Source organism: Bradyrhizobium sp. KB893862 SZCCT0404, from assembly GCF_018130885.1.
Classification (GTDB): domain Bacteria; phylum Pseudomonadota; class Alphaproteobacteria; order Rhizobiales; family Xanthobacteraceae; genus Bradyrhizobium; species Bradyrhizobium stylosanthis.
Map to the genome: position 1 here is coordinate 285,236 of NZ_JAFCLT010000007.1, position 14,019 is coordinate 299,254.

At 64.7% G+C, this 14,019-nt stretch carries 12 protein-coding genes; 4 read left to right on the plus strand and 8 right to left on the minus strand.

The window, feature by feature from the left end; all coding sequences use genetic code 11:
- Nucleotides 1-31: 31 nt before the first annotated feature.
- Nucleotides 32-4,144 (plus strand): LuxR C-terminal-related transcriptional regulator, encoded by a 4,113-nt coding sequence (locus JQ617_RS26840; protein ID WP_212028933.1) that lies wholly within the window; start codon nucleotides 32-34, stop codon nucleotides 4,142-4,144.
- 54 nt (nucleotides 4,145-4,198) lie between these two features.
- On the opposite strand, the gene JQ617_RS26845 is transcribed toward JQ617_RS26840, so the two are convergent.
- The 5 genes from JQ617_RS26845 to JQ617_RS26865 all read right to left on the minus strand — a co-directional run bounded on the left by JQ617_RS26845 (nucleotide 4,199) and on the right by JQ617_RS26865 (nucleotide 8,689).
- Nucleotides 4,199-4,969, minus strand: coding sequence for an amino acid ABC transporter ATP-binding protein (locus JQ617_RS26845; protein WP_249157579.1), 771 nt, complete (start codon nucleotides 4,967-4,969; stop codon nucleotides 4,199-4,201).
- A gap of 36 nt (nucleotides 4,970-5,005) precedes the next feature.
- Nucleotides 5,006-5,701, minus strand: coding sequence for an amino acid ABC transporter permease (locus JQ617_RS26850; RefSeq protein ID WP_212028934.1), 696 nt, complete (start codon nucleotides 5,699-5,701; stop codon nucleotides 5,006-5,008).
- On the minus strand, nucleotides 5,698-6,492 hold the full coding sequence (locus JQ617_RS26855) for an amino acid ABC transporter permease (RefSeq protein ID WP_212028935.1): 795 nt from the start codon (nucleotides 6,490-6,492) through the stop codon (nucleotides 5,698-5,700). Before JQ617_RS26855 ends, JQ617_RS26850 begins: the two co-directional genes overlap by 4 nt.
- A gap of 110 nt (nucleotides 6,493-6,602) precedes the next feature.
- Nucleotides 6,603-7,505, minus strand: a complete 903-nt coding sequence (locus JQ617_RS26860) for an amino acid ABC transporter substrate-binding protein (RefSeq protein WP_212028936.1) — start codon at nucleotides 7,503-7,505, stop codon at nucleotides 6,603-6,605.
- Between the two features lie 23 nt (nucleotides 7,506-7,528).
- Nucleotides 7,529-8,689: an aminotransferase class V-fold PLP-dependent enzyme gene (locus JQ617_RS26865; RefSeq protein WP_212028937.1), complete on the minus strand. Its 1,161-nt coding sequence runs from the start codon at nucleotides 8,687-8,689 to the stop codon at nucleotides 7,529-7,531.
- A gap of 181 nt (nucleotides 8,690-8,870) precedes the next feature.
- On the opposite strand from JQ617_RS26865, the gene JQ617_RS26870 reads away from it, so the two are divergent.
- Nucleotides 8,871-9,671 carry an IclR family transcriptional regulator gene (locus tag JQ617_RS26870; protein WP_212028938.1) on the plus strand — a complete coding sequence of 267 codons (801 nt, stop codon included), beginning with the start codon at nucleotides 8,871-8,873 and terminating at the stop codon, nucleotides 9,669-9,671.
- A 169-nt stretch (nucleotides 9,672-9,840) separates the two neighbouring features.
- A complete protein-coding gene (locus JQ617_RS26875) occupies nucleotides 9,841-10,248 on the plus strand; it encodes a GFA family protein (protein WP_212028939.1) in 408 nt (135 codons plus the stop codon).
- A 16-nt stretch (nucleotides 10,249-10,264) separates the two neighbouring features.
- On the opposite strand, the gene JQ617_RS26880 is transcribed toward JQ617_RS26875, so the two are convergent.
- Nucleotides 10,265-11,152: a DUF1259 domain-containing protein gene (locus JQ617_RS26880; RefSeq protein ID WP_212028940.1), complete on the minus strand. Its 888-nt coding sequence runs from the start codon at nucleotides 11,150-11,152 to the stop codon at nucleotides 10,265-10,267.
- 48 nt (nucleotides 11,153-11,200) lie between these two features.
- Nucleotides 11,201-11,434: a hypothetical protein gene (locus tag JQ617_RS26885; protein ID WP_212028941.1), complete on the minus strand. Its 234-nt coding sequence runs from the start codon at nucleotides 11,432-11,434 to the stop codon at nucleotides 11,201-11,203.
- A 426-nt stretch (nucleotides 11,435-11,860) separates the two neighbouring features.
- Between JQ617_RS26885 and JQ617_RS26890 the strand changes: the two genes are divergently transcribed.
- Entirely contained in the window at nucleotides 11,861-12,940 is a 1,080-nt protein-coding gene (locus JQ617_RS26890; protein WP_212028942.1) for a Cj0069 family protein, read from the plus strand.
- Between the two features lie 26 nt (nucleotides 12,941-12,966).
- Here the strand turns inward: JQ617_RS26890 and JQ617_RS26895 are convergent, their stop codons facing one another.
- Nucleotides 12,967-13,956: a tripartite tricarboxylate transporter substrate binding protein gene (locus JQ617_RS26895; protein ID WP_212028943.1), complete on the minus strand. Its 990-nt coding sequence runs from the start codon at nucleotides 13,954-13,956 to the stop codon at nucleotides 12,967-12,969.
- Between the last annotated feature and the right edge of the window lie 63 nt (nucleotides 13,957-14,019).

The following is a 14,019-nucleotide window of genomic DNA, read 5'->3' on the forward strand; positions in this document are numbered from 1 at the left end:
AAGGACATAGATGACCGGGTCGAGGGAGTTCATGTTAGACGTCACTGCGCAGCAGGGAATTATTGCCCGCATCCGCCTCGTGATCGTCGATCGGCAACCGATCGTACTGCAGGGGCTGAAGTCTGTGCTCGGGGCACAGCACGACTTCGACGTCGTCGCGTCGGTCAGTGACGGGGCGAGCTGCCTCGACGCCATCAGGACATTGTCGCCCGATGTCGCGCTGCTGGCCGACACCCTGCCGGATCTGACGGTCTCCGAGATCCTTGCGATCGCCAAGGCCGAGAATCTCTCGACGCGCCTGGTGTTCTTCACCGAGTCCGACCACGACCTGACCGGGGCGATCGCTGCCGGCACCTGCAGCGCAATTTCGAAATATGCCGCCCCCGACACGATGCTGCGATCGCTGAGGCTGATGGCGAAGCGCGGCGTGTTGCTGCAGCAGTCCGACCTGTCGCCGGCCGACAAGGGAGCCGACACCGGCAAAATCGAAAAGATGATGGAGCTGTTGACGCAGCGGGAGCGTCAGATCGTACGGCTCGTGTCGGAGGGAATGTCGAACAAGGAGATCGCGCGCAAGCTCGACGTCTCCCAGGGGACAGTCAAAGTCCACCTGTACAATATTTTCCAGAAGCTCGAGATCACCAACAGGACGGTGCTCGCGACCATTGCCCTGTTGCAACGTACCTCCGTCTTCGGCACGCTTGCACTGGCCCTTCTGGCGCTCGCGATTGCGGACGAACTCAAGGCGGCGGAAGCGAACGACAGACTTCCGAACGACCACGGCATCGGCCATGCGGGTGAGCACGCCGAATACGAGCCCTGGAAGAAAGCCATTCTCCGGCACCTCGCCGTCTCGGCTTCCGGCGAGACGCCTCAGCCCACGTTGAGAGACTTCTTCGCCAAGGTGGGGCAAGTCGCGAACCCGGCGGCGGCCATCGAAGCGCTGCGCGCGGCCGAGCAATTCGTGAGCTCGAAATCCCTCAAAGACTACGGTCCCGTTGGATCGAGCACACCTTATCTCCCTGCACTTTTGCTGCGCGGAACCAACGACACGCAGGCTGGAGACGACGCGTCGCTGGAGCATCAATTCCCGCGGCTGGCTGCAAATCCGATGTCGCTGCACTCGGGGTATGGCACCTTCGCCACGCTCGCCGGTGCATTGATCTACGCACTGCACGACCCCCATCTCGCCGGGCAGCCGCATGATCCCGCCAAAGCGCTGGCCGACAGCCTGCTCGCCGGCGCCGGCGATCATGCGACGACAAAGGTGGCCGGCGCCGATGCCGGCGCGTCTCATGTCGATCCGACCCCTGGTTTCCTGTCGCACGATGCCCCCAAGCCTGCCGGGTTCGTGACTGGTGCAAACGACAGCGTCGCAGGCGAAGGCGCCCAGGGCCAGACGAGCCAGGGCGCCGCGGGTGATGGCCTGCAGAAGACCGTTGGCCTGTCGGAGTCCGGCCACGACGCCGGTGCTGCCGGAGATGGCCACGATCAGGCGATGGGCGACAACGCCGACAAGAACGTTGCCCCGTCCGATGCCAGCTTCACCCCTTCCCAATCGGCCTTCGATTTCGCATCCGGGTCGGGCAGGCTCAATCTTGCGGCGTTCGGAGCCCTTGCCTGGCTGCATATGACGGCAGCCAGCAAGTCCATACCGCCGCATACGCTCGCCTGGGTCTACAACGCCGCGACCAATGAAACGATCGTCTATGTAAACGCGACCGATCATGTTCTCGATATCGGCGAACGCGGCCTGCTGGAGATCCACCTGCAGGGGATCGTGTCCATTGCGGAGGCTGATGGCGCCAACCAGCCGGACGGCGTGGTTGTCGCGGCCACCCTGGAAAAGCTCGAAGAAGCGCTGATATCGGTGACCGCAACCGACGACACTGCCGCGGCTACGGACAACGTCCATGCCGTTGGCGGGGCGAGCGAGAGCATGGTCGAGACGGCTGGAGCCTGGAGCATTCGGGCCGACGGCGGCCTGAGGTTCCAGTTCGGGCAGACCCGGACCGGCCTGGGGCCGTCGACGAAAACCTCCTCGGGCGAGTCGACGAATGCAACGGAAGACAGCGATGGTGCGCCCGTCGTGCTGGCTCACGTCTCATCGACCGCGGTTGCCCGTAGCGAGACGGCGACCACAGCCGAAAATCCCACATCGAAGAATACGCCGATCAGTGCGGACACCGGTGTTGCGCCGACCGGGTTGAACGAGACCGTCCAGCCGAGCGTCGTAACGGCCGACAACGCGAACCACGGCAATTCGCAGCACGGGTCGCAGTCCGAGTCTGCAAGTGGCGATGACGCCGACAAACCGGGCAACGGCGTCGGCAAGGGCACCGAGAATCACGCTTCGGATTCGGACCTTCCGCCTGGGTTGGCGAAGAAGGCAGACGCGACGGAAGCGACTGACGCCGACTCCAAGCCAGGCAACGGCGCCGAGAAGCACGCTTCGGACTCGGACCTTCCGCCGGGGTTGGCGAAGAAGGCAGACGCGACGGAAGCGACTGACGCCGGCTCCAGGCCGGGCAACGGCGCCGAGAAGCACGCTTCGGACTCGGACCTTCCGCCTGGGTTGGCGAAGAAGGCGGACGCGACGGAAGCGACTGACGCCGGCTCCAAGCCGGGCAACGGCGCCGAGAAGCACGCTTCGGACTCAGCGAAGAAGGCCGACGCGACGAACTCGGCTGAAGCCGATACCAAGCCGGGCAACGGCGGCGGCAATATCGCCGAGCAGCAGACTTCGGCTGCAGACCTTCCACCTGGGCTCGCGAAGAAGACGGATTCGAGCGACGTCGAGCACGGCAACTCGGGCCACTCAAAATCCTCAGACGCAGCGGACGCGGCCGAGACCGTCGCGGCGACCGACAGCGCGGACCACGGTAACTCGCAGCACGCATCCAACAACGCGACCGACTCGACTGAAGCCGGCACCAAGCCGGGCAATAGCGGCGGCAATATCGCCGAGCAGCAGACTTCGGCTGCGGACCTTCCACCTGGGCTCGCGAAGAAGGCGGATTCGAGCGACGTCGAGCACGGCAACTCGGGCCACTCAAACTCTGCAGACGCACCGGATGCGGCCGAGACCGTCGTGGCGGCCGACAGCGCAGACCACGGTAACTCGCAGCACGCATCCAACAACGCGGCCGACTCGACTGAAGCCGACACCAAGCCGGGCAACGGCGGCGGCAATATCGCCGAGCAGCAGGCTTCGGCTGCGGACCTTCCACCAGGGCTCGCGAAGAAGGCGGATTCGAGCGACGACGAACACGGCAACTCGGCTCACTCAAACGCCGCAGACGCAGCGGATGCGGCCGAGACCGTCGTGGCGGCCGACAGCGCGGACCACGGTAACTCGCAGCACGCATCCAACAACGCGACGGACTCGACTGAAGCCGACACCAAGCCGGGCAACGGCGTCGGCAATATCGCCGAGCAGCAGGCTTCGGCTTCAGACCTTCCACCAGGGCTGGCGAAGAAAGCGGATTCGAGCGACGACGAGCACGGCAACTCGGGCCACTCAAAATCCGCAGACGCACCGGATGCGGCCGAGACCGTCGTGGCGGCCGACAGCGGTGATTACGGCAACTCGCAGCACGCGTCGGAGCCCACGCAGACGGCAGCGATGGACTCGACCGACGCTGACGCGAATCCGGGCAACGGCGCCGAGCAGCACGCTTCGGACCTTCCGCCAGGGCTCGCGAAGAAGGCAGATGCGAGCGACGTCGAACACGGCAACTCGGACCACTCGAACTCCGCCGACGCGCCGGACGCCACCGCGACCGTCGAAACGAGCGTCGCCACGGTCGACAGCGGGGACCACGGCAACTCGCAGCACGCTGCGCAACCTGCAGCCACCGCATCAGAAACCGCACCGCCGGCCGCGGTTGCGGTTGCGACCGTCGGCGCAGATCAGGAACCGGTGTTCAACTTCGACAACGTGGCATCTTCGCCGGCTGTCGTCGCGGTCGTTCCCACGAGCGTGCAGAATGATCCGATCGATGTGCACGTTCCGCCCGGTCAGCAAAAGATCATCGAGACCATCGCCCAACTGGTCTCGCAAGCACCGGACGACCACGCGGCCAGTCACGTCAATAACGGTCATCACGGCAATGCATCCGCGCACCATGACCTGCTGATTTGACGCCTTCCGGCGTCAATCAGAAAGGCCGCGCCGGCGCTCCGACGCCGTCGCCGGTCAATGGATGATCTGGCCGAGGAAATCTTTCGCGCGTTCGGTGCTGGGCGCGCGGAAGAAGGTTGCGGGATCGGCCTCCTCGACGATCGTGCCGCGGTCCATGAACACCACCCGGTCCGCGATCTCGCGGGCAAAGCCCATCTCATGCGTGACGCAGACCATGGTCATGCCGTCTCTCGCGAGTTCCACCATGGTGTCGAGCACTTCCTTGACCATCTCCGGATCGAGCGCAGAGGTCGGCTCGTCGAACAGCATGATCTTCGGCTGCATGCACAGCGCCCGTGCGATGGCGACGCGCTGCTGCTGGCCGCCGGAGAGCTGCCCCGGATATTTGTCCGCCTGGTCGTGGATGCGCACCTTGCGCAACAGACCGATCGCGCGCTCCTGCGCCTCGGCGCGCGACAGGCCGCGCACCTTCATCGGGGCCAGCATGCAGTTCTCGACGATCGACAGATGCGGAAACAAGTTGAAGCTCTGAAACACCATGCCGACCTCGCGGCGGATGCTGTTGACGTCAGTCATCCGGTCGGTCAGCTCGACGCCGTCGACGACGATCCGGCCGCCGTCGTGCTTCTCGATGTGGTTGATGCAGCGGATCAGCGTCGACTTGCCCGAGCCCGAAGGACCGCACAGCACGATCTTCTCGCCGGCCCCGACGCTGAGATTGACGTCTTTCAGGGCCGTGAAATGGCCGAACCGCTTCACGAGTTTTTCCACGACCACGATGGACGCGGACGGCTCCGGCTTATTCCCTGCAGCGAGCTGATGCATATTCCTCTCCCAAGACCAGGATGACCGTCCGCTGCGCTAGCGGCGCATTCCCGCGATCGCATAGCGCTTGCGCAACGAGGCCACGCATTGCGATGCCGCAGAGCTGATCGCGAGGTATACCACCGCGATGACCAGATACATCTCGACGAGGCGGCCGTTGAGCTGCGCGAGCTTGGAGGCCGCGCCGAGCAGATCGGTGAGCGACAGCACGTAGACCAGCGAGGTATCCTGGAACAGGATGATGGTCTGGCTCAGGATGATCGGACTCGCGACGCGAAGCACCTGCGGCAGGATCACCGAGCGATAGGTGTCGAAAGTGGAGAGTGCGAGCGCCTGGCACGCCTCGAACTGTCCCCGGTTCACAGCGCGCAATCCGACGCGGATGATTTCCGAATAATAGGCCGCCTCGAACAGGCCGAAGGTGATGAACGCAGTCCAGGTCGCGCCGATCGGGATCGGTCGTCCGTTGCCGCCGAGATGGCCAAGCACGATCGGCACCAGGAAAAAGAACCAGAACAGGACCAGGATCAGCGGGATCGAGCGCATCAGGGCGACATAGCCGCGGACGAGCCTGCCGATCACGGGCACCTCGAAGTGCTGCACCAGGGCGAGACAAGTGCCGAGCACCAGGCCGACCACGAAAGCAACGACGGTCAGCGCCAGGGAGAACAGCAGGCCCGACCAAAGGTAAGGCCACGCCTGAAGCACGATGGAGAAATCGAGGCTGTTCATTTCACGACCTCCATCGCGTCAGGCAAGGCGTCAAGCTGCTCGGCGGCGCGCGGCGCGGCCTGCTTGGCCGCATCGTCCGCGCGGCCCGTGCCGGGAATGCGCACCGCCCTGTCGATCAGCGCCATGCCCTGATAGGCGATCAGCGCCAGCGCGAGATAGATGAGCGTCGCGGCACCGAACGCCGCGAAGGTCTGGAACGTCGCTTCGCTGATCTGGCGGGCCTGCGCCGTCAGCTCCATCAAGCCGATGGTGAGCGCGACCGAGGTGTTCTTGTAGATGCCCATCACCTCGCTGGTCAGGCTCGGGATGATCAGGCGCAGCGCCTGCGGCACGATGACGTAGCGATAGGTCGGATATCCGCCGAGCCCGAGCGCGCTTGCCGCCTCGACCTGTCCCTTCGGCAGCGCCTCGATTCCGGCACGAACCTGTTCGGCGATGCGGGCGGCGGTGTAGAGGCCCAGGCACACCAGCGCCGGAAAGAACGATCCCCACGGCGGCGGGATCTGCTTGATGGCATTCCCGAGCGAGACGGGAAGGATCTCCGGCAGCACGAAATACCAGAGGAACATCTGCACGAGCACGGGGATGTTGCGGAAGATCTCCACATAGAGGCGGGCAAGCGCCGCAACGGCCCGGTTCTGCACGGTGCGGCCGATACCGACGACGACCCCGATCGCGAAGGCGATCCACCAGCCGAAGAACGCCAGCGCCAGCGTCCAGCCGAGGCCCGACAACAGCCAGTCGATGTAGCGCTGGCCATCCGCGGTCTGTTCAAGAAGCACTGCGAACATGGCGTACCTCAGGGCTCGGTTTGCGGGACAGTCTCCGGCAAGGTCGCGACGTGGATTCCTGTGTCACGCGTTCCCTGACGCGTACCGGAATCCACCTCGCTCGAAACGCTCTAGTCGACCGCGTCGCTGGGATGCGCGATCCGCTCCGTCAGCTCGACCGTCAGCGGGAACGCCAGGTTCTCGTTCTTGGGCGGGATCGGCCTCGTGAACCACTTCGTATAGGTTTTCTCGAACTGGCCCGACGCCATCTGCTTGGACAGCACATTATCGACCAGCGCCTTGAAGCCGGTATCGCCCTTCGTGAACATCAGGCCATAATAGATCTTGGCGTAACCCTCGGGGAGAAATATCAGCGCATCCGGCTTCGGAGCGGCGGCCTTGAGGCCCGCGAGAAGGATGTCGTCCTCCATGAAAGCGGCCGCGCGGCCGGTGTTCAGCATCAGGAAGGATTCGGCATGGTCCTTGGCCTGGACGATGTTGAAGCCGAGCTGATCCTTTGCATTCACGGCTTGCGCGAATCCGACGGCATTAGAGCCCTGGGTCACGACGACGGTCTTGCCCTTGAGGTCGCCGGCCGTCTTCAGGCCGCTGTCCGCCTTGACCAGCCAGCGCGGCTGGCTGACGAAGGTGGCGACGGAAAACGACACCTGCTCCTGCCGCTTCTTGTCGTTCGCGGTGCCGCCGCACTCGATGTCGACGGTGCCGCTCTGGATCAGCGGGATGCGGTTGGACGAATTCACCGGAACGTAGTTGATCTTCAGGTTGGGCAGCCCGGTCTCCGTCTTGATGCGCTCGACGATGGCCGCGCAGAGATCGAGCGAGAACCCGATCGGCTTCTGGTCGGGACCGAGATAGGAGAACGGTATGGAGGCCTCGCGATGGCCGATGGTGATGGCGCCGTTCGCTTTGATCCTGGCGAGCGTAGGACTGTCGGCAGCAGCGGAGGGTCCGCTGATGGCACTGAAGACCGCGAAGCCGGACAGAAGGCTCAAGACACGCGCAACTTTCGTCATGGACGTCTCCTTGATGAGCAGCCTCAAGCGGCCCTCGATGATGGCTTCACGCCGCGCCGCTGGATGATCTCGATCAGGCGGTCGACATCGGCGAACGTATTGAACATTCCGAACGACACCCGGATGCCGTCGCGCTCCGGCGACACGCGAACCCCATTCTCCTCGAAATGGCCGAGCCATTCGGCGGCGGGCAGCGCGATGACGTAGATGTGCGGGGCGCGATGCTGCCGGTCGCGGGGACCGACCAGACCAACGTCCAGCGCATCGAGCCGGGAGATCAGATGGTCGCCGAGATCGAAGCAATGGTTCTGGATGTTCTCGATGCCCAGCGCTTCGATCATGTCGAGCGATGCGCCGAGGGCGTGGATCGCCGGAAGATTGAAATTGCCGAGCTCGAAGCGGCGCGCGCTCGGTGCCGGATCGAGCCTGTCGGGCCGGGCGATGAGATCAGCCGGGACCTCGGCAAGGCTCGCGGCCGCAAGATAGGAAGGCTCGAGCTCAACCCTCGACTTTTCCCAATAGAGCAGGCCCAGCCCCTGCGGCACCAGCAGCCCCTTGTGACTGCCCGAGCCGATGAAGGTCGCGCGCATCGCCTTGGCGTCGATCGGCACCACGCCGATCGCCTGCATGACGTCGACGACGAAATAGAGGTTCTTCTCCGCGCAAAGGGCACCGATGCTTTCGACGTCGAAACGGTGACCGGCATGAAAGGTCACCTGCGACATCGAGATCGCCTTCGTGCTCGCATCGATGTACGGACGAAGGCTGTCGGCGTTCACGACCTCCGTCATCGGCACGAATGCGACGGTCACGCCCTTACGCTGCAGATTGAGGAACGCATAGGCGTTGTTCGGATGATCGCCATGGATCATCAGGACCTTGTCGCCGGCGTGCAGCGGCAGCGCGTTCGCGGCGATGTTCATGCTCTCCGAGGTGTTCTTGGTGAAGGCGATCTCGTCGGCCGATGCGCCGAGCAGCCGCGCCACCCTCCCGCGGGTCTGCTCGACGCGGTCAAGCCAGACGCTCTTGGGGCCGGCGGTCTCGAGACCTTCGTTCAGGAAGCGATCGATCGCCGCCTTGACGGGGCGCGCGAGCGGGGTCTGGAAGCCGGAGTCGAGATAGGTGATCCGCTCGGCTGCCGGAAACTCCTTCCGCACGGCTTCGACGTCGTAATGGCGAGACATCCCGTTCTCCCGATGAGCGCGCACCCGGCGGACCGCAAATGCACTGCACAAAACCTGATCACTTTCCGATGACGCCAACGATATGAGCAATCCGCGAGCGCAGCCAAGCATGATTTTCATATTTCAATAGCAATTATTCCGAAAAATGATAATTTATTGAAGCCTCAAATCGAGAGAGCCTATGCCGCAAACCACATCCGACGGTCCGCTCGACCGGGCGTTCGCCATCATCGGCCATGTCGCCGCCCAGGTCCGGGCCGTCTCCGTCGCGGAAATCGCCAGCGCGCTGTCGCTCCCGCTGCCCACGGCACACCGCCTCATCGGAAATCTGGAGCAGCGTGGGCTGCTGCAGAAAGCCGTGGGCACGAAGCGCTACGTGGTCGGCAACCAGCTCGTCACGCTGTCGGCCAAGGTCATCGGCGCGGCCTTTCGAACCGCGCGCCGGCACGCCGTGCTCCGCGCGGTCGCGGCGGAGATCGGCGAGCAATGCGAGATCGGCGTCGTGCGCGACAATGTCGTTGCCTATGTCGACAGCGTGCGGGTGTCGCAGCCGCAAGGCCTGCAATTCAATCCGGGCGAAGCGGCGCCGCTTCACTGCACCTCGACCGGCAAGATCTACATGAGCCGGCTGCCGTTGCGGGCGCGCGAGAAACTGTGCCGCGCCCTGGCGCTCACCAAATACACCGAGACCACGATCGTCGACATCGACAGCCTGATGCAGGTGCTCGAGGAGACGCGCAAGCGCGGCTGGGCCAAGACCAATGAAGAGTATGTGCGCGGCGTCGTCGGCTGTGCTGTTCCGATCCTGTCTCCGGATCGCGAGCTGATCGCGTGCCTCGGCGTGTCCGTTCCGGTGGCCCGCGTCAGCTTCACCGAGCTCGATCGGTTCATCGCCCCGCTGCAGAAGGCCGCGGCGTTGCTGTCGGAGACGATCCTCGGAGACGATGAGGATGACGCAGACGAAGGATCGAAGGAACTCTGACCTCGTCCTCCCGCAGTCCAACGCCCCTCTTTGCGATCGAGCGAGCATCGCAAATCGTGGCAGCAGCTGTCACGCGACAGTAGGACGCAATCGAAGATCGACTGCGCCGTTGAAGCAGCAAGTCGCGAGAGCTATCGATCTGAAATCCTGTGATCGATCGGAGGAACGCATGAGCACCATCACCGGCGGCTGCCACTGCCGCGCAATACGCTACCAGGTCGAGGGCGAAGCGATCGTTCACGCGTTGTGTCATTGCCGCGATTGCCGGCTCCATGCCGGCGCTCCGGTCGTCGGCTGGACGATGTACGCGGATGACGCCGTCAAGGTGATGAGGGGCGAGCCCAAGGTCTACAATTCCTCGGAACATGGCCGGCGGCACTTCTGCGGCAATTGCGGCACCGGCCTGTTCTATGTCAACGCCAGCATGCTGCCTGGGATCATCGACATCCAGAGCGCGACTTACGATGATCCCGACGCCGTCCCGGCGACCATGCACATCCAGGTCGCCGAGCGCCTTGGCTGGATGGAACACGCGCACGAGCTGCCGACGTTCGACCGCTATCCTCCGCAACCGTAGCAGCGAGACGAGCGCATCAGCTCTTCGTGCTCGCCGTCTTGTCGAGCGCGGCGCGCAAGCCATTGGCGAGCTTGATCGCGTCGTCGTTGGCCCAGAAGTGCATGAAGAACAGGCGCGGCTGCTCATCCAGCATGTGGCTGTGCAGCGCCGTCACGGCGATGCCATGCGACCGCAACGCCTTGATGACGGGGTTCACCTCGTCGCCGGTCAGCACGAAATCGCCGGTGATGGCCGCCTTGCCGCCCCCGGTCGGCTGGAAGTTGATGGCAATGGCCACCCCCAGCGGCCCGACGGGGCTGAGCTGCATTCCCTGCTCGGTGACCGGATCGCGGCGGGGAACGTTGAACTGGTAGACGCCGCCATTGGCCTGTCCCTTGACGCCGATGATCTGGTCGAGCTGCGCGGTGTCGAGATCGACGGCGGGCGGCGGCGCCGCTGAAGCCGGCACTGAGAGCGGCGTCTTGCTTTCGGCGAGCCCCTCCTTGATCGCGGTCGCGATCCTGACGGGATCGCCGTGCCCGGCGACGTGCATGTAGAACGTCGCCGGGCTCGCACCGAGCAGATGATTGTGCACGGCCGTGATCTCCAGCCCGCTCGCGATCATCTTCAGCATGACCGGGTTGATCTCGGACTCGAGCAGCACCAGGTCGCCCATCGCCATGGCGCCGCCATGGGCCGGCTTGAACGCGACCCAGCCGCCCAGCGCCAATGCCGGCTTGATGGTGGCGCCGTCGAGCGTCACTGTGAGGTCGGTGCGTGGAAAACCATAGCGATGCACGTCGCCGGTCACGGCCGGCTTGCGGCCCATCGCATCATCGACCTTCTGCCAGTCGACCTCCTGCGCGCGGGCCGTCGCGATGAAGCAGGCGCCGATGGCCATCAGCGCCGAGAATGTCTTGCGCATTGATTTGCTCCCTTGAGCTTGCATCCGACTTGCGGAGCCGTCCGTATCTCAGTTCCGCTCCTTGATCTGGCCGCTGCTGTCGACAACGAGCCGCACCGGCTTGCCGTTCTTGATCGCCATGGCGGTCGTTCCCTCCGCGGTCGACTTGACGTCGCTGACCTCGGTGTAGCCAGCCGCCTTGATCCTGGCGACGAGCTCGTCCTGGGTCAGCGCGCGGGCTGCAGACACGCCGCCCGTCAGCGCTAGAATGAGAAAAGCCTGAAGGATTGTCCGTGTGCGCATGGTCGTTCTCCTGGTCGTGTCCCCGCCCCAGGTGAAGTCCGTTTCGCACGGTGACGCGCATCGACGACGCCAGCGCATCGCGCCGGACCTGTAAGCCGATGGATGACTTGAAGTTCAGACGACTTGGGGTGTCGGATGACATGCGGCGTCCTTGGTGAAAGTCAGGACGCGATTCTTGGGCATGTCGCCTCACGGGGAGACCGCACATCCCCGATAGGTCAAGTAGAAGCCCCGGGCGACCAGGCTGTCAACTCGCCCCTCCCCGGCAGACGTCACAAAGAATTTTCCGCTTCCTTTGGAACCACATCGCCACTCTTGAAACCTGAAGACCATCTCACGTAAGGTGGTGCGCATGGGGACCATGCAGACTCCCCGTGAGACCCAGGTCCAAGCTCTGCGCAGCACGCAAATTCGTGGAGCTTGCGCATGGACACCGAACGTCACCCCCCTTACCGCCAGACCCTAGCCATCCTCTCGCGCGGCGATGCCGCCGCGCGGCGGGATACGACGCCACAGAACAGCCGCTTCGTCCGTGTCTTCGAGGCGCTCGCGGTCGCCGACATCGATGCAACTCCGGCGATCTACGATGAGAGCTTTGCCGGCGCCGTCCGCGATCAATTGCTCGCCGCCGACGGCGTGCTCGTATGGGTCGATCCGATCCATCAGGGCAAGACGCGCGCCGAGCTTGATGCCCTGCTGCGCGACGTCGCCGCGCAAGGGCCATGGGTGAGTGCGCATCCGGACGTCATCCTGAAGATGGGCGTCAAGGAGGTGCTCTACCGCACGCGTCATCTCGGCTGGGGCACCGATACGCATCGCTACGACACCGCAGCGAAGTTCCGCACCGAGTTTCCGTCGCGCCTTCGGGCGGACGGGCCGCGCGTGCTCAAGCAAAATCGCGGCAATGGCGGCCAGGGCGTCTGGAAGGTGGAGGCCTTGCCCAACGCCGACGGCATGGTCCGGGTGCTTCACGCGCAGCGCGGCAGCACGCCCGAGGACATGCCGTTCGACGCGCTGCTGGCGCGATGCGAGCCGTATTTCGGCTGGGGCGGCTGCATCATCGACCAGGCGTTTCAGCCGCGCCTGCCCGATGGCATGATCCGCTGCTACATGAGCGGCGCCAAGGTCGCAGGCTTCGGACACCAGAAGATCAAGGCCCTGATCCCGCCGCCGCCGGAGGGACCGGACTCGCCCGAAGCGCAGCCGGGTCCGCGGATCATGCACGGACCCGACGCCCCGCAATTCCAGGCGCTGCGGCGATCGATGGAGGACGAATGGACGCCGCAGATGATGGCGACGCTCGACATCGACGCGCCGTCATTGCCCGTCATCTGGGACGCCGACTTCCTGTACGGACCGCGCACGGCTGCCGGCGCAGACAGCTACGTGCTGTGCGAGATCAACGCGAGCTCGTGCTTTGCGATCCCTGAGGAAGCGCCGGCGGCGATCGCGCGGACGGTGAAGGAGCGCATGCTTCGGGCTCGCGACGTGCATTCCCGCGCATAGCGGAACAGCTTGCAAGCTTCCGCGGCTCAGATCTTCGGAAGCTTCGCCCGCTCCACCACGCCGGTCCATTTGGTGATCTCGGTCTCGATCAGGGCCTTCATCTCCGCCGGCGAGCTGCCGCGGACCTCGCCGCCGACAGCCGTCTCCAGGCGCTGCTTGATGTCGGGATCCCGGAGCACCTCGAGCGTTGCCGCGTTGAGCGTCGCCATGATCGCGGGCGGCGTTCCCTTCGGGGCCAGCAGACCGGCCCAGGTGCGCACGTCGTAGCCCTTGATGCCGGCTTCCTGCACGGTCGGGACATCGGGCAGCAGCGCGGTGCGCGTCGGCGAGGTCACCGCGAGGCCGCGGATCGCGCCGCTCTGGATCTGCGGTGCCAGCAGGACGGGGGTGCCGACGATGACCGGAACCTCGCCGCCGAGCAGCGCGGTGATGGATTGCGAATCGCCGCGATAGGGCACGTGCACGATCTCGACGCCGGCGGTCGCGTTCAGCAGCTCGCCGGCGAGATGATGCGTGGAGCCGAAGCCGACCGATCCGAAGCTGAGCGCGCCCGGCTTCTCCTTGGCGATGGTGATGAGATCGCCGAGCGATTTTGCCGGGTAATCGTTACGCACCGCGATGACGAGCGCGTAATAGACCAGCGTCGAGATCATCTCGAAGCTCTCGGCCGGCTGGTAGGCGAGGCTCTTGTAGGTCGCCGCGGAAATCGCGTGCGCGCCGGTGACGAGGCCGAGCGTGTAGCCGTCGGGCGCGGCCTTCGCGATCGCGTCAGCCGCGATGTTGCCGCCTGCTCCCGGCTTGGCCTCGACGATGATCGGCTGCCCGAGCTTCTTCGAGAGTCCGTCGGCAACGATGCGTGACAGCGTGTCGGCCGCACCGCCCGCGGCAAAGCCGTGCAGCAGGCGGATCGGGCGCGACGGGTAGGTTTCCGCCGACGCAGGGTGCGCCGTGAGACCGGTGCCAAGAAAAATGCCAAGCAGAAAAATGGCCGCAGCAAGCCGCTTCATCCAGAGCATGGATGCTTCCCCCCTTCGATTGTTATGTCTTGGCCGCAAGCGTGTGCGGCGGCCTTCCGTTCG